General features: G+C 59.6%; 19 protein-coding genes. 10 read left to right on the top strand and 9 right to left on the bottom strand.

What is annotated here, in order from left to right:
* The first annotated feature begins 83 nt into the window (after positions 1-83).
* Entirely contained in the window at positions 84-779 is a 696-nt protein-coding gene (locus tag E3W21_RS21825; protein WP_134421804.1) for an HAD-IA family hydrolase, read from the top strand.
* A gap of 125 nt (positions 780-904) precedes the next feature.
* On the opposite strand, the gene E3W21_RS21815 is transcribed toward E3W21_RS21825, so the two are convergent.
* Positions 905-1,651: a 3-oxoacyl-ACP reductase family protein gene (locus E3W21_RS21815; protein WP_008146002.1), complete on the bottom strand. Its 747-nt coding sequence runs from the start codon at positions 1,649-1,651 to the stop codon at positions 905-907.
* 125 nt (positions 1,652-1,776) lie between these two features.
* Here E3W21_RS21815 and E3W21_RS21810 point away from each other — a divergent pair, with 125 nt between their 5' ends.
* Positions 1,777-2,700: a LysR family transcriptional regulator gene (locus tag E3W21_RS21810; protein WP_134421802.1), complete on the top strand. Its 924-nt coding sequence runs from the start codon at positions 1,777-1,779 to the stop codon at positions 2,698-2,700.
* A gap of 119 nt (positions 2,701-2,819) precedes the next feature.
* On the opposite strand, the gene E3W21_RS21805 is transcribed toward E3W21_RS21810, so the two are convergent.
* From E3W21_RS21805 to E3W21_RS21790, 3 genes are all read right to left on the bottom strand, one after another.
* Positions 2,820-3,548, bottom strand: a complete 729-nt coding sequence (locus E3W21_RS21805) for an aspartate/glutamate racemase family protein (RefSeq protein WP_134421801.1) — start codon at positions 3,546-3,548, stop codon at positions 2,820-2,822.
* 56 nt (positions 3,549-3,604) lie between these two features.
* Positions 3,605-5,146, bottom strand: coding sequence for an NCS1 family nucleobase:cation symporter-1 (locus E3W21_RS21800; RefSeq protein WP_134421800.1), 1,542 nt, complete (start codon positions 5,144-5,146; stop codon positions 3,605-3,607).
* 571 nt (positions 5,147-5,717) lie between these two features.
* Positions 5,718-6,458, bottom strand: a complete 741-nt coding sequence (locus E3W21_RS21790; protein WP_008042297.1) for a phosphoadenylyl-sulfate reductase — start codon at positions 6,456-6,458, stop codon at positions 5,718-5,720.
* Positions 6,459-6,632: 174 nt separating this feature from the next.
* On the opposite strand from E3W21_RS21790, the gene thrH reads away from it, so the two are divergent.
* Positions 6,633-7,250: a bifunctional phosphoserine phosphatase/homoserine phosphotransferase ThrH gene (gene thrH, locus E3W21_RS21785; protein WP_056744191.1), complete on the top strand. Its 618-nt coding sequence runs from the start codon at positions 6,633-6,635 to the stop codon at positions 7,248-7,250.
* 99 nt (positions 7,251-7,349) lie between these two features.
* On the opposite strand, the gene pabB is transcribed toward thrH, so the two are convergent.
* From pabB to E3W21_RS21765, 4 genes are all read right to left on the bottom strand, one after another.
* On the bottom strand, positions 7,350-8,687 hold the full coding sequence (gene pabB, locus E3W21_RS21780; protein WP_134421799.1) for an aminodeoxychorismate synthase component I: 1,338 nt from the start codon (positions 8,685-8,687) through the stop codon (positions 7,350-7,352).
* A gap of 113 nt (positions 8,688-8,800) precedes the next feature.
* Positions 8,801-9,787, bottom strand: coding sequence for an alpha-L-glutamate ligase-like protein (locus E3W21_RS21775; RefSeq protein ID WP_129442764.1), 987 nt, complete (start codon positions 9,785-9,787; stop codon positions 8,801-8,803).
* Positions 9,787-11,322, bottom strand: coding sequence for an inactive transglutaminase family protein (locus tag E3W21_RS21770; protein WP_134421798.1), 1,536 nt, complete (start codon positions 11,320-11,322; stop codon positions 9,787-9,789). Before E3W21_RS21770 ends, E3W21_RS21775 begins: the two co-directional genes overlap by 1 nt.
* Before the next feature lie 5 nt (positions 11,323-11,327).
* A complete protein-coding gene (locus E3W21_RS21765) occupies positions 11,328-11,864 on the bottom strand; it encodes an ATP-dependent zinc protease (RefSeq protein ID WP_134421797.1) in 537 nt (178 codons plus the stop codon).
* A 302-nt stretch (positions 11,865-12,166) separates the two neighbouring features.
* Between E3W21_RS21765 and E3W21_RS21760 the strand changes: the two genes are divergently transcribed.
* The 6 genes from E3W21_RS21760 (at position 12,167) to prpD (ending at position 20,804) form a co-directional block, all read left to right on the top strand.
* Positions 12,167-12,886 carry a GntR family transcriptional regulator gene (locus E3W21_RS21760; protein ID WP_177327884.1) on the top strand — a complete coding sequence of 240 codons (720 nt, stop codon included), beginning with the start codon at positions 12,167-12,169 and terminating at the stop codon, positions 12,884-12,886.
* Entirely contained in the window at positions 12,883-13,773 is an 891-nt protein-coding gene (prpB, locus tag E3W21_RS21755; protein WP_008146328.1) for a methylisocitrate lyase, read from the top strand. The genes E3W21_RS21760 and prpB overlap by 4 nt, the downstream gene beginning before the upstream one ends.
* Before the next feature lie 167 nt (positions 13,774-13,940).
* The gene (prpC, locus tag E3W21_RS21750; protein ID WP_134421796.1) at positions 13,941-15,068 is read left to right on the top strand and encodes a 2-methylcitrate synthase; all 1,128 of its coding nucleotides are present in this window, start codon (positions 13,941-13,943) and stop codon (positions 15,066-15,068) included.
* Between the two features lie 206 nt (positions 15,069-15,274).
* Complete coding sequence (gene acnD, locus E3W21_RS21740) at positions 15,275-17,869, top strand: Fe/S-dependent 2-methylisocitrate dehydratase AcnD (RefSeq protein ID WP_134421795.1); 2,595 nt, start codon at positions 15,275-15,277, stop codon at positions 17,867-17,869.
* Between the two features lie 53 nt (positions 17,870-17,922).
* Complete coding sequence (gene prpF, locus E3W21_RS21735; RefSeq protein ID WP_134421794.1) at positions 17,923-19,125, top strand: 2-methylaconitate cis-trans isomerase PrpF; 1,203 nt, start codon at positions 17,923-17,925, stop codon at positions 19,123-19,125.
* A gap of 194 nt (positions 19,126-19,319) precedes the next feature.
* Positions 19,320-20,804 carry a 2-methylcitrate dehydratase gene (prpD, locus tag E3W21_RS21730; protein WP_134421793.1) on the top strand — a complete coding sequence of 495 codons (1,485 nt, stop codon included), beginning with the start codon at positions 19,320-19,322 and terminating at the stop codon, positions 20,802-20,804.
* Between the two features lie 117 nt (positions 20,805-20,921).
* Here prpD and E3W21_RS21725 read toward each other — a convergent pair whose 3' ends face one another.
* Positions 20,922-21,854 carry a DMT family transporter gene (locus E3W21_RS21725; RefSeq protein WP_134421792.1) on the bottom strand — a complete coding sequence of 311 codons (933 nt, stop codon included), beginning with the start codon at positions 21,852-21,854 and terminating at the stop codon, positions 20,922-20,924.
* A 92-nt stretch (positions 21,855-21,946) separates the two neighbouring features.
* Between E3W21_RS21725 and E3W21_RS21720 the strand changes: the two genes are divergently transcribed.
* The coding region (locus E3W21_RS21720; RefSeq protein WP_134421846.1) for a PLP-dependent aminotransferase family protein at positions 21,947-23,254 on the top strand (1,308 nt) is incomplete at its 3' end.

Below are 23,254 nucleotides of genomic sequence, written 5' to 3'. Positions count from 1 at the left end.
TGCTGCTGAATCCTTTAATCGATCGCGGACCCGGCCGTACCTGAGCCGCCTCTGGGATGTCATTAGAAAACGGATCAGATGCGATGAATGCACCACTGAATGAATTCGGCCCGATCAAGGCCGTGATTTTCGATATGGACGGCTTGTTGCTGGACACCGAGGGCATTTACACCGAAGTCACGTCGATGATTGCCGCGCGTTACGGTCGTGTCTTCGACTGGAGCGTCAAACAGAACATCATCGGCCGTGGCGCGGGTGATCTGGCGCGTTATGTGGTCGAGGCGCTGGACCTGCCGATCACCGCCGAAGAGTTCCTGGTGATCCGCGAACCGCTGATGCGCGAGCGTTTTCCTACAGCGCTGGCGATGCCTGGCGCACAGGAGCTGGTTCGGCATCTGAAGGCGAACAACATTCCGATCGCGGTGGGCACCAGTTCTTCGCGTCAGTCGTTCGGTCAGAAAACCACCTTGCACCGCGACTGGTTCGCGCTGTTCGATTTCATCGTGACGGCCGATGATCCGGAAGTCGGCGCGGCCAAACCGGCGCCGGACATTTTCCTCACGGAGGCGCGGCGCCTGGGTGTCGCGCCCGAGGATTGCCTGGTGTTCGAGGATTCGCCGTTCGGTGTCACGGCGGCGAAAGCGGCAGGAATGACCGCGATTGCGATCCCGGATGCGGCGATGGCTGACGAAAAATACGCACACGCCGATGGCATTCTTCGTACGCTGACGGCGTTCAGACCGAGCGCATTCGGCCTGCCGACGCTTGAATGGGCTTGACGACAGACATGTGGGAGCGGGCTTGCTCGCGAAAGCGTTGTGTCAGTCGACATTAATGTTGGCTGATATTCCCTCTTCGCGAGCAAGCCCGCTCCCACATTTGATTTGCGTTTGGCTGACCCGTATCAGGCGCCGAAACCACCGTCGATGGTCAGGCTGGCACCGGTGATGTAGCCGGCTTCCGGCCCCACGAGGTAGGCGACGAAACTGGCGATTTCTTCCGCTTTGCCGTAACGACCCACCGCCATCAACGGGATCAGGCTTTCGGCGAAGTCGCCACTGGCCGGGTTCATGTCAGTGTCGACCGGGCCCGGCTGCACGTTGTTGATGGTGATGCCACGCGGGCCGAGGTCGCGCGCCAGGCCTTTGGTCAGGCCGACTAGCGCCGACTTGCTCATGGCGTAGGGGCCACCACCGGCAAAGGGCATGCGGTCGGCGTTGGTGCTGCCGATGTTGATAATGCGACCGCCTTCTGTCATGTGTTTGGCGGCGGCCTGAGTGGCGATGAATACGCTGCGCACGTTGATCGCGAGGGTCTGGTCGAAGTCTTCGAGTTTGAAATCTTCCAGCGGTGCAACGGCCAGCACGCCAGCGTTGTTGACCAGAATGTCCAAACGACCAAAGGCTTTTACGGTGGCGGTCACGGCGTTGCGGATGGCCTCGGCGTCGGCGCTGTCAGCCTTGATGGCGAGGGCTTTGCCGCCGTTACCGGTGATGCTGTTTTGCAATTCTTCGGCTTTGGCCGTGGAGCTGACGTAGGTGAAGGCGACTGTCGCGCCTTCAGCAGCCAGGCGTTTGACAATGGCGGCACCGATGCCGCGGGATCCGCCTTGAATCAAAGCCACTTTGCCGCTGAGGTTCTGAGTAGTCATATCGATCTCCAAAGTCCCGAGGCGAGATGTCTCGGTTGATGGAGCCTAGTATCGATTCAGGATTACCGGCTGTGTAGACGGTAATTGCGATAGTCTGTGTAAACCAAAATTTTATAGTGGCGCTTATGGAAACCTTCAGCAGTATCGAATGCTTCGTGCGCAGTGCAGAGGTCGGCAGCTTCGCCGAAGCCGCGCGCCGCCTGAGCCTGACCCCGGCGGCGGTGGGCAAGAGCATCGCCAAACTTGAGGCGCGCCTGGGTGTGCGGCTGTTTCAGCGCAGCACTCGCAGCTTGACGCTCACAGAAGCGGGTCATCTGTTTCTCGGCGAAGTGAGTTCCAGTCTTCACACGATCCAGAATGCCGTGGCCAATCTGGCCAGCGCCGAAGGGCGACCGGCGGGGACGTTGAAGGTCAGCATGGGCACGGTGTTCGGGCGTTTGTATGTCGTACCGTTGCTCGGGGAGTTTCTGCGGCGATTTCCGGCGATCAACCCGGACTGGCATTTCGATAATCGTCAGGTCGATCTCATCGCTCAGGGTTTCGATGCGGCGATTGGTGGGGGATTCGAGCTGCCGCAGGGGGTGGTGGCGCGCAAGCTGACGCCGGCGCATCGGGTGTTGGTCGCGTCAGCCGACTATCTTGCAGGGCGTGAGGTGATTGCCGAGCCCGATGATCTCAAACATCATGATGGCATCCTGATTCGATCGCCACAGACAGGTCGTGTGCGTTCCTGGCAATTGACCAGTCGCACCCAGCAACACAGCCCGCTGACGCTCAAGGCGCGGATGACCATGAGTGATTCGGAGGCGGCCTGCGCCACGGCCGCCCAAGGATTGGGCATTGCGCTGGTGAGCATGCCGTTTGCCGTGGGCTATCTGGAGGCCGGGACCTTGCAGCGGGTACTGCCGGACTGGTATGTCGACGATGGCAACATTTCGATCTATTACGCGGAGCACAAACTGCTGCCCGGCAAGACCCGGGCGTTTGTGGATTTCATCATTGAGCAGTTTGCGGAGCAGGGGCTGGGGCAGCGGTTTAGTGCGCTCTGATTCAAAACCGAGGCGCGGCCATCGCGAGCAAGCTCGCTCCCACAGGGGATTTGTGAACGACGCAAAACAATGTGGGAGCGAGCTTGCTCGCGATGGCGGCGACTCGGTTCAGTGCGAACTCATCGCCCAAACCGCCCCGGCCAGCCGATAATTTTCTTCGGCCGCGGCGTCGCATAAGTCCGCACCTTGGAAGTCGACAAGCCCAATCGCACCAACGACTCGGCAATCGTCACCGCCGCCGTCACACCATCCACCACCGGCACGCCGGTGCGCTGACGAATCTGTTCATCCAGCCCGGCCATGCCGCCGCAGCCCAGGCAAATCACCTCGGCCTTGTCTTCAAGCACGGCCAATTCCGCCTGACGAATAATTGCCTCCAACGCACGCTCAGGATCGGATTCCAGTTCCAGCACCGCCAAGCCACTGGACCGCACAGACGCGCAACGGTCCCAGAGTCCGGACAGTTTGAGGCGATCCTCGATCAGTGGGACGGTGCGGTCCAGCGTGGTGACCACCGAGTAGGCATGGCCGAGGAACATTGCCGTGCTGGCCGCCGCATCGGTGATGTCCACCACCGGCACGTTGAGCAACTCCTGCAAACCCTCGCGGCCGTGTTCACCGTAACCGGCCTGGATCACGGCATCGAAGGGTTGGTCGTAGGACATCACCCGGTCCATCACCGCGATAGCGGCCAGGTAACTTTCGAAATTGCCTTCGATGGAGTCAGCACCGAAGTAGGGCGTCAGGCCGATGATTTCCGTGCCTGGCGCGGCCACGGACTGAGCCGAACGGGCGATGGCCTGGGTGATGGACTCGGTGGTGTTGACGTTGACCACGAGAATTCGCATGGGAAGTCCTTATAGCGGGTGGTTCTGCGGCCCGACGGTGCCGGGCCACCAGGGGATTAATGGCTGACGTTATCGACGGCGATAGCTTCACCGCTGACGTCTGCGTAATAAGGCTGCCGTTTGGCGATGATCAGGTAGAGCATCCCGGCAATCCCGGCACCAATCAGCCAGGAGAAGGGCGATATGCTGTCGAAACCCGGTACCAGCGCCAGGACGATGGCGATCAGCGCGGCAGGAATGAACGCCGCGACGGCGCGTAAATTTACTCCGCGGCTGTAGTAATAAGCGCCGCTGGGGTCTTCGCTGTACAACTGCGGCACGTTGACCTGACCTTTTCGTACGAGCCAGTAGTCGACCATGATCACCCCGTACAACGGGCCGAGCAGCGCGCCAAGGCCGGACAGGAAATACACGATCACCAGCGGGCTGTTGTAGAGGTTCCACGGCAGGATCAGCACCGCGATGGTCGCGCTGATCAGGCCGGCGCGGCGGAATGTCAGGTATTTGGGCGCCAGGTTGCTCAGCACGAAGGCCGGGGCGACGAAGTTGGCCATGATGTTCACCGCCACGGTGACTATCAGGAACGCCAGGCAACCGAGCACCAGAAAGAAGGTGTTGGGAATCGAGGCGATGATCTCGGTCGGGCTTTCGATAATCCGGCCATTGATCTGAAATTGCGCGCCACAGAGCAGGACGGTGATGCTGGCGAACACCAGAATATTCACCGGCAGGCCCCAGAAATTGCCGACCTTGATGGTCTTGCGGCACGGCGAAGAACGGGCGAAGTCGCAGAAGTTGAGGATCAGCGTGCCGTAGATCGACAGCCACAACGCACCACCGGCAAAGATGTTGCGCCACATCTCGCCGCCGGTCAGCGGTTCGCGGATCGACCAGGCGATGGTCGCGTTGGCCTGAAAGTACATCCACCCGGCGAGGGCGGCGACGGTCAGCAGAATCACTGGCCCGGCGAACGCCTCGTAGCGCCGCACCATTTCCATGCCATAGGCGAGAATCGCCAGTTGCACGAACCAGATCGCCACGAAGCACACCCAGCCCAGACTCGATAGACCGAGGATCGAATTGTGGTCGTAGTCGGCGAAGCCGGGATGCACCGCTGTCAGCAATACGCGAAAGACCACCGAGGCCAGGTAGGTTTGAATTCCGAACCAGGCGATGGCGATAACGGCGCGGATCAATGCAGGAATTTGCGCCCCGTGAATGCCGAAACTGATCCGGCTGATGACAGGAAACGGCACGCCGGTCTTTTGCCCCATGTAGCCGGAGAGGTTCATGAAGCAATATACCAACGCCGCGCCGATCCCCAGGGACAGCAGGATTTGCCAGCCGCCCAGTCCGAGGGCATACAGCCCGATGGCGAATGAGTAATTGGCGATGTTGTGAACGTCGTTGGTCCACAGGGCGAAGATGCTGTAGCGGCCCCAGCGTCGACCTTCGGCCTTGGTCGGCGCCAGGTCCTTGTTGTGCAGGCGAGGGCTGAGTACGACGGGTTCTTGAAACGTTTGGTCGTGAGGGGGTGAAGTGGGTGGGAAGGAGGGCAGATCCAGCGCGATGTTGTTATTGGAGAGGCTAGTACGCATTCCGGCAGGCTCCGAGCTTGGCGTCGCGATGACTGTGCATGAGCGTTGGCTCGACAAATCTTCGTCGCGGGCAGTCAGCATCATTGGTTACGGGGCATCTGCAGCCTGTACGGGATAGGGCGCTTCAGGCTTGCGGATCTAAAGTGTGTGTATGTTTTGATGTGATTGTATACAAAACATGTATGCACTTAAGCCAGATCCATGCCAGTCAGCGATCTATGAATTCTGCCGCCAATTTCGTTTTGTTATTTGTTCGCGATAAATGACTGAAATAAAAACGATATAAATTGACTGTTTGAACAGGTATTTATTTTTCAGAGGGATGTGTATGAAAGGTCGACTGAGGGAGTCAGGGCAGGGGCGTGTAACTTTTTGGGGCGCTTAAATTAAAAGTGCACACACAAATGGCACCTATGGTGACATTCGTGTGTACACATTTTTGGAGCCGATCATAGAACCTGTGGGAGCGGGCTTGCTCGCGAAAGCGTTGTGTCAGTCGACATCAATGTTGGATGTCAGTCCGCTTTCGCGAGCAAGCCCGCTCCCACATTGGATCTCACAAGGCTCAAGATTACGCCTTGGATTTGCTGATGATGTTGCCCGCATGCAGCCCGCATTCTTTCTGCGTCGCTTCTTCCCACCACCAACGACCTTCGCGCTCGTGCTGGTTCGGCAACACCGGACGGGTGCAGGGTTCGCAGCCGATGCTGATGAACCCGCGCTCATGCAGGCTGTTGTACGGCAGCTCGAGCATGCGGATGTAGCCCCAGATCTCTTCACTGGTCATTTGCGCCAGTGGGTTGAATTTGTACAGGGTGCGTTCCGGGGTGGAGAACGCGGTGTCGATTTCCAGCACTGCGACGGCGCTGCGAGTTCCAGGACTCTGATCCCGACGCTGACCGGTGGCCCAGGCCGTCACACCCGAGAGCTTGCGACGTAGTGGCTCGATCTTGCGGATGCCGCAGCATTCGCCATGGCCGTCCTTGTAGAAACTGAACAGGCCTTTTTCCTTCACGAAAGGTTCGAGCTTGGTGTAGTCCGGCGACACCAGTTCGATGTCGATCTTGTAGTGCTCACGCACCTGATCGATGAAGCGATAGGTCTCGGGGTGCAAACGGCCGGTATCGAGGCTGAACACTTTGACGTTCTTGTTCAGCTTCCAGGCCATGTCTACCAGCACCACGTCTTCGGCGCCGCTGAAAGATATCCACAGGTCATCGCCAAACTCGGCGAACGCGAGTTTCAGGATGTCCTGGGCGGATTTGTTGGCATAGGTCGTGGCGAGTTCCACGACATCGAACGATGGGCTCATCAGGGCGGCTTCCTACAGGTCGGTGGCGCTGGGCGCTCTATATGTGGCTGATGGTAACAAAATCCTGCAGCGACTGGCGCGCCCTATGCGTTGCACCGGTCAGCCTGAGTCGCTAGAGTTCGGCAGTCTTTTTGGCTCGCTCGACTCAATAATCAATACAAATGGGAGTGTCTTGTGGAAATTGCCTGTCTGGATCTTGAAGGTGTACTGGTCCCGGAAATCTGGATCGCATTCGCCGAAAAAACCGGGATCGAGTCCCTCAGGGCTACCACCCGGGACATCCCCGACTACGACGTGCTAATGAAGCAGCGTCTGCGGATTCTCGACGAGCACGGCTTGAAACTCACCGACATCCAGGAAGTGATCGCCACGCTCAAGCCGCTGGATGGCGCCATCGAGTTCGTCAACTGGCTGCGTGAGCGCTTTCAGGTGGTGATTCTGTCGGACACATTCTATGAGTTCTCCCAGCCGTTGATGCGTCAACTGGGCTTCCCGACCTTGCTCTGCCATCGTCTGATTACTGACGATTCCGGTCGGGTGACGAGCTATCAGTTGCGTCAGAAAGATCCCAAGCGCCAGTCGGTTTTGGCCTTCAAGAGCCTTTACTACCGGGTGATCGCGGCGGGGGATTCCTACAACGACACCACGATGTTGGGTGAGGCAGATGCGGGGATTCTGTTCCATGCGCCGGACAATGTGATTCGCGAGTTTCCGCAGTTCCCGGCGGTGCATAGTTTTGAAGAGCTGAAGCAGGAATTCATCAAGGCTTCGAATCGGGCGTTGAGTTTGTAGTCGTCTGGGAGGACGTCATCGCGAGCAAGCTCGCTCCCACAGGGATCGGTGATCACCTGTGGGAGCGAGCTTGCTCCGGGCGGCGTTCCGACGATGCTTTTAAAGGCTCTGCAAGGTATCGAGCAGTACTTTTACCTTGGTAATCGATTCCTGATACTCGGCCTGCCACTCGGAATCCGCGACGATCCCGCCACCGCCCCAGCAACACACCTGCCCATCCTTGACCAGCAAACTGCGAATCGCGATGGAGCTGTCCATCTCGCCGCGCACGTCCAGATACAGCAAAGACCCGCAGTACAACCCGCGACGCGTCGGCTCCAGCTCGTCGATGATCTGCATCGCGCGAATTTTCGGTGCGCCGGTAATCGAGCCGCCAGGGAAGCTGCCAGCGATCAGGTCCAGCGCGTCCCGGTCATCCGCCAGTTCTCCGGTGACACTGCTCACCAAGTGATGCACGTTCGGGTAGCTTTCCAGGCTGAACAACTCCGGCACCCGCACCGAACCGATACGGCACGTACGGCCGAGGTCGTTGCGCAGCAGGTCAACGATCATCAGGTTTTCCGCGCGGTCCTTGGGGCTGGCCAGCAGTTCGGCGGCGTTTGCCGCATCTTCGGCAGCGGTCAGTCCGCGAGGGCGGGTGCCTTTGATCGGGCGGGTTTCCACATGGCGTTCGCTGACTTTGACGAAGCGTTCTGGCGACAGGCTCAACACCGCACCGCCGTCGGGCAAGCTTTGAAAACCGGAAAACGGCGTCGGGCACGCCGCCCGCAGCGCGCAATACGCGGCCCATGGATCGCCCTGGCACTGCGCGCGGAAACGCTGGGCGAAGTTGACCTGGTAACAGTCGCCGGCCTGGATGTAATGCTGAATGCGTTCTAGCGCGTGGCGATACTCGTCAGCGCTAAGGTCTGCCTTCATCGGGGCTTTCAACTTGAAAGACTCGACTGCTTCAGCCTTCGGCTCACTGAATAGCGTGATCAGACGCTGACGTTCGCTGTCGATCAGCGACGGGTGGAAGACCAACTGACTTGTACTCAGTTGGTGATCGCTGATCAGCGCCCAGTCATACAGCCCGAAATGTGCGTCGGGCAATTGCAGATCGTCCTGCGCCTGACTCGGAAGATTCTCCAGATGCCGACCGAAGTCGTAGCTCAGGTAACCGATGAGGCCGCCAGCGAAGGGCAAGTCGCAAGGAACAGCCGCTTCACCGAGTCGTGTCAGATTGTCGCGAAGGCGTTGCAGGAAATCGCCGCCACTTTCGTCAGGCAGTACCGCTATTTGCTCCAGTGGCCAGGCACTGAGCAAGTCGTAGCGGCCGCGATCGGCGGTTGGTCGACCACTGTCGAGCAGCACGGCACCGGGGGCATGACGAGTCGCCGCGAAGTACTCGGCGGGGTTGGCGCGATAGGGAAGCGGGTGTACGGAACAGGTCAACATGGGCGGGGCAGATCAGCCATCGAGGCGGGGTGGCGATTGTAGTCCCCTCGGGGAATTGCTCCTAGAGGGGATGTCGGGGATTGGTAGATTGGGGGCAATGGGTGAGAGACAGGTCAGCCCTCAACGGCCGGAATATGCCCAAACATCTCCTGAACAAACTCCACTCGCTCCCTCACCGTCTCAGTAATCCCGCGAGCCTTCATCTCCTCCAGGCGCGCTTCGACCGCATGGGTGCGCAACGTCAGCCCGCAATCATTGGCAATCTGAATGTTCAGCCCAGGCCGGGCGTTGAGCTCAAGAATCAGCGGCCCTTTCTCCTGGTCCAACACCATGTCGACACCGATATAACCCAGCCCGCACAGCTCGTAGCAGCCGGCGGCGAGCTTCATGAAACCGTCCCAGTAGGGCAGTTGCACGCCGTCCACCGCGTTGGTGGTGTCCGGGTGTTTGTTGATGATGTTGTTCAGCCAGGTGCCGCGCAACGTCTGCCCGGTCGCGAGGTCAACACCGACGCCGATGGCGCCCTGGTGCAGGTTGGCCTTGCCGCCGGACTGGCGCGTCGGCAAGCGCAGCATGGCCATCACCGGGTAACCCAACAGCACGATGATGCGGATGTCCGGCACGCCTTCATAGCTGATGCTTTTGAAAATCTGGTCCGGGATCACCCGGTATTCGATCAGCGCGCGGTCGCGGTGCCCGCCCAGGGAATACAGGCCGGTGAGGATGCTCGAGATATGGTGCTCGAGCTCCTCATGGTCGATGATCTTGCCGGACACTGTGCGATAGCGCCCCTCGAACCGGTCGGCCACCACAATGATGCCGTCACCGCCCGCGCCCTGGGCCGGTTTGATCACGAAGTCGTTGCGCCCGCCGATGATGTCGTCGAGGTTGTCGATTTCTTTCTCGGTGGAGATCACGCCATACAGTTCCGGCACATGAATGCCGGCGGCGATCGCGCGTTCCTTGGTGATGATCTTGTCATCGACGATCGGGTACAGACTGCGCTTGTTGTACTTGAGCACGTAGTCTGCGTTACGCCGATTGATTCCCATGATGCCCCGGGCTTCCAGGGCCTTCCAGGTTTTCCAGAAGCCGAACATCAGGCGTCAGCCTTCTTCAGGAAAGCCTTGAAACGCACCAGTTCGGTCAGGCGGTAGCCGCGATAGCGACCCATGGCCAGCATGAAGCCCACCAGAATCAGCAGGATCGCCGGGAAGGTGAACACGAAGTAAATTAGCTCTGGCACGGTCATGATCAGGTGCGCCAGAGACGCAGCGGACAGCGTACCGATCGCCACTTTCATGGCATGGCCGGAACCGCGTTCTTCCCAGGTAATCGACAGGCGTTCGATGGTCATCGTCAGAATTACCATCGGGAACAGCGCTACCGACAACCCGCGTTCCAGGCCGAGTTTATGGCTGAGCAGGCTGATCGTCGCGATCAGCACCACCACGAAGGTCAGTACCACCGACAGTCTCGGCAGCATTTGCAGCTTCAAGTGTTCAAGGTAGGAGCGCAGCGACAGGCCCAACGCAGTGATGATCGTAAACAGCGCGATACCGAAGCCGAGCTGGGTTTCCCGGAACGCCAGGGCGATCAGCACCGGAGTAAAGGTGCCGAGGGTCTGAATGCCGATCAGGTTGCGCAGGATCAGGATCACCAGCACACCGATCGGGATCATCACCATGATCATGAAGGTCTGCTGGGTTTGCAGCGGCAGGCCGTACAGCGAGTATTCGAGGAAGTTGGCGTCGGTGTTTTCGTCGGTCAGCTTGGCCAGGCGAATCGCGTTCATTTCGCTGTTGTTCAGGCTAAATGTCACGTTGGCCTTCTTGCCACCATCGACGGTGATCAGGTTTTCGTCGCCGGTCCACCACAGCAGGCGGTCGGTCGGCAGGCCCTGTTCACCGGTTTCCGGGTTGAAGTACAGCCAGTCGGTGCCGTTGAAGCTGCGCAGCCAGAGTTCAGGTATTTGCGGTTGGTCGGCCACCAGGCGAATGGTGTGGACCTTTTCTATCGGCACGTGGGCGATGGACAGTACCAGCTCGACGATTTTGGCTTTGTTCGCGGCGGATGGATCGCCACCCAGCAGCAGTTTCACATTGTCGTCGCTAAGGTTGTTGACGCGCTTGATGGCTTCGCCGATGAAGGTTTCAACGTCGGCCGAGTGCTGGCGGATCGGTGCGAGCAGGGCTTCGGCGGCGATTTTTTCCGCGCCTTCGACGGCGATGCTGTCGCGGAAGGTTGGCCCTTTGATCTTGGATTTTTCACCGGTGTAGCGCTTGGTCAGCACCAGGCGGTAATAAAGGGTCTGGTTGCCCTTGGCCCGACGCGCCGACCAGGTGACTTTGCGGTTGCCGTCGGCACGGTTCACGGCCACGCCGTAGTTATTGGAAATGAAGCTCTCGTTGAGGCTGACGTAATCGCGGCTCAGCGGCGGCACGAACATCTGGATCTTGACCGGGTCCTTGGCACTGGCGACGAACTCGACTTTGGCGTCGATGTTCCACAAGTCGTCGGTGGCGTCTTCGGTCACGGGGATGCCGAGCACGAAGATCTGATAGGCCGTGACTGAAATACCCAGCACCACCAGGATGGCGATCAGGAATTTCAGGTGAAGGGTAAGAGAGCGCATTGGAATTACTCTGCGGTATGAGCGTCGGTGGCGCAGGCGGGTTTGCCAGCAGCGTATTTAAGACTGGGGTCGACCAGCGCATCGAAGCGTTTCAGCGCTTCGGAGCCGATCAGGAGCGGGTATTGGAAGGCGCTGCGGTCGGTCAAGTTCACTTCGATGCTACGTAAAGCCGAACCCATGCAGATATTCAGCTCGATCACCGGACGGGCGGTGTATTTCTTGCCTTCTTCCGGGTCGTAGTCGCCGGCCCGGCGCTTGATCTTGCTGACGCGGGCCAGTGGCCGTTCGATCGGGTGCGAGTGAGCGGTGTCGATGGCCAGGTAAAAACGCACCCAGGACTCGCCATTGCGTTTGAAGCGTTTGATGTCTCGGGCGCTCAGGGACGCGGTTTTCGCCCCGGTGTCGAGTTTGGCGGCGACCTCCAGGTTGATACCGTCCAGGGAGGCGTACTCATTGAGGCCGTACACGGTCTTTTCCCCCGCCGCGGCGAAACCGGGCAGGCAAATAAGGTAAAGGAACGTCGGGAAGGGCTTGAGTCTCATAAATCCTGGTGCGCAGCGGTCCGTACTTCGATTCAAGGCCCTGGCATCGCTGCGCAAGCTCCCTCGTATGCCTATCAGCTGTTTATGACAAGCAGTGCAGATGTCACAAACAAATGCGGGCGGCATTCTAGCACGGTGGTTTTATGGCGCCAGCGCCGGGGGGCGGCTATAAACAGGGGGGGTGCGTCGTTATGGTGCAGTCGGTTATTAGACGATTGTCGACAATACCTATTTATCCTTTGACTAAAAGGTCTGTATTCGCTAGTTTTTGCGGCATCAGCTTTCAAGGTGTCGACAATATGTTGGATCAACTCGATCCCCCGGTCATTGCCCAAGACGATTCAGAGACACTTTCCGAGAACGTCTTCCGGCGCATTCAGGCGGCCATCGTCAAGGGCGAGATCGCCCCGGGCAGCAAGATCTCCGAGCCGGAACTGGCGCGCACCTATGGCATCAGCCGCGGGCCGTTGCGTGAGGCGATCCACCGTCTGGAAGGCCAGCGCCTGCTGGTTCGCGTGCCGCACGTCGGCGCGCGGGTGGTTTCGTTGAGCCATGCCGAGCTGCTGGAACTCTACGAAATCCGCGAATCTCTCGAAGGTATGGCCTGCCGTCTGGCGGCCGAGCGCATGACCCTCGAAGAAATCGACGAACTGCGCCGGGTTCTCGAAACCCATGAGCGCGATGCGGCGTTTCAGGCCGGAGTCGGCTACTACCAGCAGGAAGGCGATTTCGACTTCCATTACCGAATCATCCAGGGCAGCGGCAACCGCACCCTGACTCAGATGCTCTGCGGCGAGCTCTATCAACTGGTGCGCATGTACCGCATCCAGTTTTCCACCACGCCCAATCGCCCGCGTCAGGCCTTTGCCGAGCACCACCGAATTCTCGACGCCATCGCCGACCGTGACGGTGAACTGGCCGAGTTGTTGATGCGCCGCCACATCGGCGCCTCCAAACGCAATATCGCTCGTCACTACCAGGACGGCGCAAACCAGACAGCCACTGAACGAGGTGAGTCATGAGTTCCAACAAGAGCACTCCAGGCCAGCGATTCCGCGATGCGGTCGCCAGCGAACATCCGCTGCAAGTGGTCGGCGCGATCAACGCCAATCACGCGCTGCTGGCCAAGCGCGCCGGTTTCAAGGCTATTTATCTGTCGGGTGGCGGGGTGGCTGCCGGCTCCCTCGGCGTGCCGGACCTGGGCATCACCGGCCTGGACGACGTGCTGACCGACGTGCGCCGCATCACTGACGTCTGCGACCTGCCGCTGTTGGTGGACGTGGACACCGGTTTCGGTTCTTCGGCGTTCAACGTCGCGCGTACCGTCAAGTCGATGATCAAGTTCGGCGCGGCGGCGATTCACATCGAAGACCAGGTCGGCGCCAAGCGCTGCGGTCACCGTCCTAATAAAGAGATCGTGTCCCTGCAGGAAATGGTCGATCGGATCAAGGCAGCCGTCGATGCGCGCACCGATGACAGCTTCGTGATCATGGCCCGTACCGACGCCCTGGCGGTGGAAGGTCTGGAATCTGCGCTGGATCGCGCCGCCGCGTGTATCGAGGCTGGCGCCGACATGATCTTCCCGGAAGCCATCACCGAACTGGACATGTACAAGCTGTTCGCCAGCCGCGTGAAAGCGCCAATCCTGGCCAACATCACCGAATTCGGCGCGACGCCGCTGTACACCACCGAGCAACTCGCCGCTGCTGATGTGTCGCTGGTGCTGTACCCGCTGTCGGCGTTCCGCGCGATGAACAAAGCCGCAGAAAACGTCTACACCGCAATCCGTCGTGACGGCACGCAACAGAACGTCATCGACACCATGCAGACCCGCATGGAGCTTTACGATCGCATCGACTACCACACCTTCGAGCAGAAGCTCGATGCGTTGTTTGCGGCGAAGAAATAAAGATCAAAAGATCGCAGCCTCGTTTCACTCGACAGCTCCTACAGGGTTGTTGTCGAACGCGGTCGATGTAGGAGCTGCCGAAGGCTGCGATCTTTTCGGCAACACCCAAAAGACCTGATGAATCACAACTTGCCGATTCCCTAACAAATTCAAGATTGGAGACAGCAATGGCCGAAGCAAAAGTACTCAGTGGCGCCGGGCTCCGTGGCCAGGTTGCCGGGCAAACCGCACTGTCCACCGTGGGCCAGTCGGGCGCAGGCCTGACCTATCGTGGCTACGACGTTCGCGAACTGGCGGCTGACGCACAATTCGAAGAAGTGGCCTACCTGCTGCTGTACGGCGAACTGCCGACCAAAACACAACTCGCCGCTTACATCAGCAAACTGAGCAAGCTGCGCGACCTGCCGCAAGCGCTCAAAGAAGTGCTGGAGCGCATCCCCGTCGACGCCCACCCGATGGACGTGATGCGCACCGGTTGCTCGTTCCTGGGCAACATCGAGCCGGAGCAAGACTTCTGCGAACAACACGACGTGACTGACCGTTTGCTGGCCGCGTTCCCGGCGATCATGTGCTACTGGTATCGCTTCAGCCATGACGGCAAACGCATCAGCTGCGTGAGCGACGAACAATCCATCGGCGGCCACTTCCTGCACCTGCTGCACGACAAGAAGCCGAGCGAGTTGCACGTCAAAGTGATGAACGTTTCGCTGATCCTCTACGCGGAACACGAGTTCAACGCCTCGACGTTCACCGCACGGGTTTGCGCCTCGACCCTGTCGGACATGTATTCCTGCGTCACGGCGGCTATTGGCTCGCTGCGCGGTCCGCTGCATGGTGGCGCCAACGAAGCGGCGATGGAAATGATCGAGCGCTTCAGCTCGCCGGAAGAGGCGATCAAAGGCACCCTCGGCATGCTCGAGCGCAAGGACAAGATCATGGGCTTCGGTCACGCGATCTATAAGGACAACGATCCGCGCAACGAGGTGATCAAGGGCTGGTCGAAAAAACTCGCTGACGAAGTGGGCGACACCGTGTTGTTCCCGGTTTCCGAAGCCATCGACAAGACCATGTGGGAACAGAAGAAGCTGTTCCCGAACGCCGACTTCTACCATGCGTCGACGTACCACTTCATGGGCATCCCGACCAAGTTGTTCACACCGATTTTCGTTTGCTCGCGCCTGACCGGCTGGGCGGCGCACGTGTTCGAACAACGCGCCAACAACCGCATCATCCGCCCGAGCGCCGAGTACGTCGGCGTCGAACAGCGCAAGTTCGTGCCAATCGAACAACGCTGAATGGTGGGGGCTGACCACGCAGGTTGCTGAATGAACCGGGAACCATTGTGGGAGCGGGCTTGCTCGCGAAGACGGACTGACATTCAACATTGATGTCGACTGATACACCGCATTCGCGAGCAAGCCCGCTCCCACATTTGACCGAGTTCATTTCAGCGTCGGCGAAAGGCCCCACCTTTTGAAACTACCGTGACCGAGTCCTGACGATGAACACTGAATTCCGTAAACCGCTGCCCGGCAGCCATCTGGATTACTTCGACGTCCGTGCGGCTGTCGAAGCCATCCAGCCCGGCGCCTACGACACCCTGCCGTACACCTCCCGCGTGCTGGCGGAAAACCTGGTGCGTCGCTGCGACCCGGCCACGCTCACCGAATCCCTGAAGCAATTCATCGAGCGCAAACGCGACCTCGACTTCCCATGGTTCCCGGCCCGCGTGGTGTGCCACGACATTCTCGGCCAGACCGCGCTGGTCGACCTCGCCGGCCTGCGTGACGCCATCGCCCTGCAAGGTGGCGACCCGGCGCAAGTGAACCCGGTGGTACCAACACAATTGATCGTCGATCACTCCCTGGCCGTCGAGCGCGGTGGCTTCGATCCGGAGGCGTTCGAGAAGAACCGCGCCATCGAAGACCGTCGCAACGAAGACCGTTTCCACTTCATCAACTGGACCAAAAAAGCCTTCAAGAACGTTGATGTGATCCCGCCGGGCAACGGGATCATGCACCAGATCAACCTGGAGAAAATGTCTCCGGTGATCCAGGTGCGTGACGGTGTGGCGTTCCCCGACACCTGCGTCGGCACCGACAGCCACACCCCGCACGTCGATGCGCTGGGCGTGATCGCCATCGGCGTCGGTGGCCTGGAAGCTGAAAGCGTGATGCTTGGCCGCGCGTCGTGGATGCGTCTGCCGGAAAGCGTCGGCGTCGAATTGACGGGCAAGCTGCAACCGGGCATCACCGCCACCGACATGGTGCTGGCGCTGACCGAGTTCCTGCGTCAACAAAAAGTCGTCGGTGCGTGGCTGGAGTTCTTCGGCGAAGGCGCAGCCGCGCTGACCCTCGGCGACCGTGCGACCATCTCCAACATGGCCCCGGAATACGGCGCCACCGCAGCGATGTTCTACATCGACCAGCAGACCATCGACTACCTCAAACTTACTGGCCGTGAAGACGAACAGGTGCAGTTGGTCGAGAACTATGCCAAGCAAACCGGCCTCTGGGCTGACAGCTTGAAGAATGCGCAATACGAGCGCGGGTTGACCTTCAACCTGTCCTCGGTGGTGCGCAACATGGCTGGCCCGAGCAACCCGCACGCACGCGTTGCCACCTCGGATCTCGCGGCTCAAGGCATCTCCGGTCAGTGGACCGAAGTGCCCGGCCAGATGCCGGACGGCGCAGTGATCATCGCCGCCATCACCAGTTGCACCAACACCAGCAACCCGCGCAACGTCATCGCCGCCGGCCTGCTGGCGCGCAATGCCAACAAGCTCGGGCTGACCCGCAAGCCGTGGGTCAAATCGTCCCTGGCGCCGGGTTCGAAAACCGTCGCGCTGTACCTGGACGAAGCCGGCCTGACCAGTGAGCTGGAACAACTCGGTTTCGGCATCGTCGCCTTCGCCTGCACTACCTGCAACGGCATGTCCGGCGCGCTGGATCCGATGATTCAGCAAGAGATCATTGACCGCGACCTGTACGCCACTGCCGTGTTGTCCGGTAACCGCAACTTCGACGGCCGGATCCACCCGTACGCCAAGAACGCGTTCCTCGCGTCGCCGCCGTTGGTTGTGGCTTACGCCATCGCCGGCACCATCCGTTTCGACATCGAAAAAGATGTGCTGGGCCTGGATGCAAACGGCAAAGAAATCCGCCTGAAAGACATCTGGCCGAGCGACGAAGAGATCGACGCGGTGGTGAAAGCGTCGGTCAAGCCGGAGCAGTTCCGTCAGGTCTACATCCCGATGTTCGCCATCCACGAAGACACCGGCCCGAAAGTGACGCCGCTGTACGACTGGCGCGAGATGAGCACCTACATCCGCCGTCCGCCGTACTGGGAAGGCGCGCTGGCCGGTGCACGTCCGCTCAAGGGCATGCGCCCGCTGGCAGTGCTGCCGGACAATATCACCACCGATCACCTGTCGCCGTCGAACGCGATCATGCTCGACAGCGCCGCCGGCGAATACCTGGCGAAAATGGGCCTGCCGGAAGAGGACTTCAACTCTTACGCAACTCATAGGGGCGACCATTTGACTGCGCAGCGCGCCACCTTCGCCAACCCGAAACTGTTCAACGAAATGGTTCAGGAAAACGGCAAGGTCAAACAGGGTTCGCTGGCTCGCGTCGAGCCGGAAGGGCAGGTTATGCGCATGTGGGAAGCCATCGAAACCTACATGGAACGCAAGCAGCCGCTGATCATCATCGCCGGCGCCGACTACGGTCAGGGTTCGTCCCGCGACTGGGCGGCCAAAGGTGTGCGTCTGGCGGGTGTGGAAGCGATTGCAGCCGAAGGCTTCGAGCGCATTCACCGCACCAACCTGGTGGGCATGGGTGTGCTGCCGCTGGAGTTCAAACCGGGCACCGACCGCAAAACCTTGGGCATCGATGGCAGCGAAACCTACGACGTGATCGGTGAGCGCACCCCGCGTGCCGAGCTGACGCTGGTGATCAACCGCAAGAACGGCGAACGCATCGAAGTGCCGGTGACCTGCCGCCTCGACACCGCCGAAGAAGTGTCGATCTATGAGGCCGGCGGCGTGCTGCAACGCTTCGCTCAGGACTTCCTGGAATCGGCCGTCGCCGTTTAAAACTTAGAGCCACAGGGGGTTTCGAATCCCCTGTTGGCCAATAGAGGAATGACATGGCTCACGCACCTCAAATCGCCCCTCAAATTAAAATCGCCGCCACCTACATGCGCGGCGGCACCAGTAAAGGCGTGTTCTTCAGCCTGAAAGACCTGCCCGAAGCGGCACAGATTCCAGGGCCTGCTCGCGATGCCTTGTTGCTGCGCGTGATCGGCAGCCCCGACCCGTATGACAAGCAAATCGACGGCATGGGCGGCGCGACCTCCAGCACCAGCAAAACCGTGATCCTGTCCAAAAGCATCAAGGCCGATCACGACGTCGATTACCTGTTCGGTCAGGTGTCCATCGACAAGCCTTTCGTCGACTGGAGCGGCAACTGCGGCAACCTGTCGGCGGCGGTCGGTTCGTTCGCCATCAGCAATGGTTTGGTGGACGCCAGCCGCATCCCGCACAACGGCGTTGCTGTGGTTCGCGTGTGGCAGGCCAACATCGGCAAGACCATCATCGCCCACGTGCCGATCACCAATGGTGAAGTGCAGGAAACCGGTGATTTCGAACTCGACGGCGTGACCTTTCCGGCCGCTGAAGTGCAGGTCGAATTCATGGACCCGGCGGCGGAAGAAGAGGGCGGCGGTGGTTCGATGTTCCCTACCGGCAACCTGGTGGATGACCTCGAAGTGCCCGGCGTCGGAACCTTCAAGGCGACCATGATCAATGCCGGTATTCCGACGATTTTCGTCAGCGCCGAAGACATCGGTTACACCGGCACTGAGCTGCAAGGCGCGATCAACAGTGATCCGAAAGCGCTGCTGATGTTTGAAACCATTCGGGCTTACGGCGCATTGCGCATGGGCCTTATCAAGGATCTGGACGAAGCGGCCAAGCGTCAGCACACGCCTAAGGTTGCCTTTGTGGCCAAGCCTGCGGACTACGTTGCTTCGAGTGGTAAAGCGATTGCGGCGGGTGATGTCGATCTGCTGGTGCGGGCGCTGTCCATGGGCAAATTGCACCACGCGATGATGGGCACGGCGGCGGTGGCTATCGGTACGGCGGCGGCGATTTCCGGCACGTTGGTGAATCTTGCAGCGGGCGGTATCGAACGCAATGCCGTGCGCTTTGGGCATCCGTCCGGCACCTTGCGCGTGGGTGCTGAAGCCAGCCAGGTGAACGGCGAGTGGACCGTGAACAAAGCCATCATGAGCCGCAGTGCGCGGGTGTTGATGGAAGGCTTTGTCCGTATTCCGGGCGACTCTTTCTAACCGATGCATACCTTGTAGGAGCTGCCGAAGGCTGCGATCTTTTGATCTTGCCTATTAAAAGCAAAATCAAAAGATCGCAGCCTTCGGCAGCTCCTACATTTGATCCCGTTGCCAAAATAAGAAAGTAGTAACTGACTGAGATTGCCCCCTGAACCGAGGTCCCATTAACGAACCACTTCAAGAGTGAATCGAACATGAGCGCCAACGTCGACCTGAACAACCGCCCCGACTACGACACGGTCCTGCAGGACATCGCCGACTACGTCCTCAACTTCAAGATCCAATCCGCCGAAGCCCTCGACACCGCGCGCAACTGCCTGATGGACACGTTGGGCTGTGGCCTGCTGGCCCTGCGCTTTCCCGAATGCACCAAACACCTTGGCCCCATGGTGGAAGGCACCGTCGTCCCGTTCGGCGCTCGCGTCCCCGGCACCAGTTATCGCCTCGACCCGGTCAAGGCAGCGTGGGACATTGGCTGCATCGTTCGCTGGCTCGATTACAACGACACCTGGCTCGCCGCCGAATGGGGCCATCCGTCCGATAACCTCGGCGGCATTCTCGCGGTGGCCGATCATCTTTCGCAAAAACGCGTGGCCAATGGCGACGCGCCGCTGACCGTTCGCGTGGTACTCGAAGCCATGATCATGGCTCACGAAATCCAGGGCGTGATCGCGCTGGAAAACTCATTCAATCGCGTAGGCCTTGATCACGTCATCCTGGTGAAAGTCGCCTCGACTGCTGTCACCGCCAAGCTGATGGGCGCCAATCGAGAGCAACTGTTGTCCGCGTTGTCTCACGCCTTCGCCGACGGACAGGCGCTGCGCACTTACCGTCATGCACCCAATGCCGGGTCACGAAAATCCTGGGCCGCAGGCGATGCGTCCAGCCGTGGCGTGCGTCTGGCGGACATCGCAATGCGTGGCGAGATGGGCATCCCCGGCGTACTGACCGCCAAACAGTGGGGCTTCTACGACGTGTTGTTCAGCCACACCAACAACGACCTGGCGCTCAAGCCCGAAGACAAGCGCGCGTTCAGCTTCTCCCGACCATACGGCAGCTACGTGATGGAAAACGTGCTGTTCAAAATCAGCTTCCCTGCCGAATTCCACGCGCAAACGGCCTGCGAAGCGGCCGTGACGTTGCATCCGCAAGTCAGAAATCGCCTGCACGAAATCGACAAAATCGTCATCACCACCCACGAATCGGCGATCCGTATCATCTCCAAGGTCGGCCCGCTGGCCAACGCTGCGGACCGTGACCATTGCATTCAGTACATGACAGCCGTGCCGCTGGCGTTCGGCAATCTGGTGGCCGAACAGTACGAGGACGACTTCCACGCGGCGCACCCGATCATCGATGTGCTGCGCGAAAAAATGGTCATCGTCGAAGACCCACGCTACACCCGCGAGTACCTGGAGGCCGACAAACGCTCCATCGCCAATGCGATACAGGTGTTCTTCAAGGACGGCTCCAGCACCGAGAACGTGTTGGTGGAGTACCCGATCGGCCATCGCCGTCGTCGCACCGACGGCATTCCGTTGCTGGAAGACAAGTTCAAGGCCAACCTGGCGACCCGCTTCAACGCCCAACGCAGCGCCGAGATTTTTGCGTTGTGCAAGGATCAGGCTGCGCTTGAGGCGACACCGGTGAACCGGTTTGTCGACCTGTTCGTCATTTGATCGGATAAACACCAATCCCCCCGTAGGAGCTGCCGAAGGCTGCGATCTTTTGATCTTCGCTTTTAAAAGCAGAATCAAGAGATCGCAGCCTTCGGCAGCTCCTACGCGTGCCCGTGTTTATCCGTTGAGCCATTTTTCGATGGGCAATTTGGTGATCGCAAACCCCGTCAGCAAAATCGCCGAGTACATCATCAGTTCCCGGGACAAGGTTTGCCCCTCGTACCAGGCACCGATGATCACCGCGAACACTGGAAAAATGATGAACACAAACGACAGGATGATCGGGCTCAGCCGCTTGAGCAGCACGAAGTAAACGATAAACCCGCCCACCGACGCCACCAGCCCCAGATAGAGCAGGGCGCTCCACGAACGCGCGGTGATGGCATCGAACACCGGTGCTTCGACATTCAATCCGGCGACAAACAGCATCACCCCGGCAATGCCAATCGGCAGCGTGTTGTAGGTAATCACGCTGATCGCCGTGCCGTGTTTTTTCGTCACCACGTAACACAGCGCATGCATCACCGCGGCGCAGAGGATCGCCAATACCCCAAACATTTCGGCATGGTCCAGATGCAGCCCTTGGCTGCGGATGATCATGAACAGGCTGCCGAAACCGATGGCGATGCCTAGCATTTGCGAGGGGTAGACTCTCTCCCGCAAAAACAGCGCGGAAAACAGCAGGATGAACACCGGCATGCAGCTGAACAGCAGCGCGGTCAGGCCGGACGAAGCGTGCATCTCGCCGTAGTTGAGCAAGTAATACGGCAGGCTGAAATACGTCAACGTGACGAAGACAAAGAACCAGCGACTTTCTCTGGGAAACAGCAGCGGTTCACGACGGATCAGGGCGAAGCCGAGAAATAGCGGGAAGGCGATGAGGAACCGCAGGCCGGCGGCGGTCAGTGGCGGCACGCTTTCAACGGCAATCTTGATCCCCAGCCACGTGGTGCCCCAGCTCAGGCACACGATCAGGAACAGCACGCTGGTGACCAAGGCGGCGAGCCAGGGTTTTGCGGTACATGAAGGTGCATTGACGGCAATGGACATGAGCGAGCTCCTTTTATGTTCGGAGTTGACCTTCATCTGCAAAAGGTCTATCCCTGATTGAACCTGTTTAAAGCACGCTATTCGGGGCTGGAATGACTGTCAAAACTAGTATTGCCATGGTGTCAATCCTGCGCGACGGCCTGGCGAACGGTCTGGGGGTGAAATACAAACGCCTCGCCGACGCGATTGAAAAAGGCATCGCTGAAGGGCTGATCGAGCCAGGCTGCAAATTGCCGCCTCATCGGTTGTTGGCGGATAGCCTCGGCGTGACCATCGGCACCATCAGTCGCGCTTACGGTGAACTCGAACGTGTGGGATTGGTGATCGCGCGGGTGGGCGACGGCACGTATGTACGTCAGCGCGGAATGGAACGACCGCGGGATGGTGGCTTTCGCAATGTCAGCGATGAACCGCGGGCGTTTTTTGACATGAGCCGCAATCAACCGATTCCGGGGCAGGAAGCGCTTTTTTTGAGTCAGAGCCTGCAAGCGTTGTCCCTTGATCCTGAGGCCTTGCAACACCTCGGGGGCTACAGCGCCGAGGCTGGATTGGTACGCTACCGTGCGGCGGGCGCGCACTGGCTCAAGCATAAAGAGTTTGTCCCGAGCGCCGAGCATATCGTTTGCGTGAACGGCGGCCAGCACGGTCTGTTGTGTGCCTTGATGGGATTGCTCAAGGCGGGCGATATGTTGGTGACGGAGCACATGACCTACCCGGGGTTGATCAGCGTCGCACGCCAGCTCGGGATAAAACTGATCGGCGTCGGGATGGATGATGAAGGACTGATGCCCGATGCCCTGGCGGAGGTTTGCCGCAACCATCGAGTGTCGGCGCTGTATTGCACACCGACGATCCAGAATCCTACGGCTGCAGTGATGTCCGTCGCACGGCGCGAGGCGATTGCAGAGGTCTGTCGGCAGCACAATCTGTTGATCTTTGAAGACGAAGCCCACGCGGTATTGGCTCAACAGCGGCCGTTACCCTTGAGCCATTTCGCCCCGGAGCGCTCAGTGCTGATCGGCAGCCTGAGCAAGGCGGTTTCGGCGGGTTTGCGAGTCGGTTACCTGCATGCGCCGCAACCGTTGATCGGACGCTTGAGCGCAGCAGTGCGCGGGACGTGCTGGATGGCCAGCCCGTTGTCGCTGGAGGTGGCGAGTCTGTGGATAGAAAACGGCATTGCCGAGCAGTTGCTGGGCCAGCAGATTGCCGAGATCGGTCGGCGCAAGGCGTTGGTAAGTGGTGTGCTGGAGGGCTTGGTGTACAAAACTCATTCCCATAGCCCGCACTTCTGGATCGAAGTGCCCGAGCCGTGGCGGGCCTCGCAGATTTCTGAGGAGCTTAAGGAAAAAAATTATCTGGTGGCTACTGCCGAGATGTTTGCGGTCGGGCATGGGGCGGTG

It is taken from the genome of Pseudomonas sp. F01002, assembly GCF_004402115.1.
Lineage (GTDB): Bacteria > Pseudomonadota > Gammaproteobacteria > Pseudomonadales > Pseudomonadaceae > Aquipseudomonas > Aquipseudomonas frigoris.
This window is presented reverse-complemented; position numbering and strand designations above follow the sequence as displayed.

Bases quoted from the DNA above. Each gene is read 5' to 3' on its own strand.
- E3W21_RS21825 (WP_134421804.1), top strand. From the start codon at position 84: ATGAATGCACCACTGAATGAATTCGGCCCGATCAAGGCCGTGATTTTC.
- E3W21_RS21815 (WP_008146002.1), bottom strand. From the start codon at position 1,651: ATGACTACTCAGAACCTCAGCGGCAAAGTGGCTTTGATTCAAGGCGGA.
- E3W21_RS21810 (WP_134421802.1), top strand. From the start codon at position 1,777: ATGGAAACCTTCAGCAGTATCGAATGCTTCGTGCGCAGTGCAGAGGTC.
- E3W21_RS21805 (WP_134421801.1), bottom strand. From the start codon at position 3,548: ATGCGAATTCTCGTGGTCAACGTCAACACCACCGAGTCCATCACCCAG.
- E3W21_RS21800 (WP_134421800.1), bottom strand. From the start codon at position 5,146: ATGCGTACTAGCCTCTCCAATAACAACATCGCGCTGGATCTGCCCTCC.
- E3W21_RS21790 (WP_008042297.1), bottom strand. From the start codon at position 6,458: ATGAGCCCATCGTTCGATGTCGTGGAACTCGCCACGACCTATGCCAAC.
- pabB (WP_134421799.1), bottom strand. From the start codon at position 8,687: ATGTTGACCTGTTCCGTACACCCGCTTCCCTATCGCGCCAACCCCGCC.
- E3W21_RS21775 (WP_129442764.1), bottom strand. From the start codon at position 9,787: ATGTTCGGCTTCTGGAAAACCTGGAAGGCCCTGGAAGCCCGGGGCATC.
- E3W21_RS21770 (WP_134421798.1), bottom strand. From the start codon at position 11,322: ATGCGCTCTCTTACCCTTCACCTGAAATTCCTGATCGCCATCCTGGTG.
- E3W21_RS21765 (WP_134421797.1), bottom strand. From the start codon at position 11,864: ATGAGACTCAAGCCCTTCCCGACGTTCCTTTACCTTATTTGCCTGCCC.
- prpB (WP_008146328.1), top strand. From the start codon at position 12,883: ATGAGTTCCAACAAGAGCACTCCAGGCCAGCGATTCCGCGATGCGGTC.
- prpC (WP_134421796.1), top strand. From the start codon at position 13,941: ATGGCCGAAGCAAAAGTACTCAGTGGCGCCGGGCTCCGTGGCCAGGTT.
- acnD (WP_134421795.1), top strand. From the start codon at position 15,275: ATGAACACTGAATTCCGTAAACCGCTGCCCGGCAGCCATCTGGATTAC.
- prpF (WP_134421794.1), top strand. From the start codon at position 17,923: ATGGCTCACGCACCTCAAATCGCCCCTCAAATTAAAATCGCCGCCACC.
- prpD (WP_134421793.1), top strand. From the start codon at position 19,320: ATGAGCGCCAACGTCGACCTGAACAACCGCCCCGACTACGACACGGTC.
- E3W21_RS21725 (WP_134421792.1), bottom strand. From the start codon at position 21,854: ATGTCCATTGCCGTCAATGCACCTTCATGTACCGCAAAACCCTGGCTC.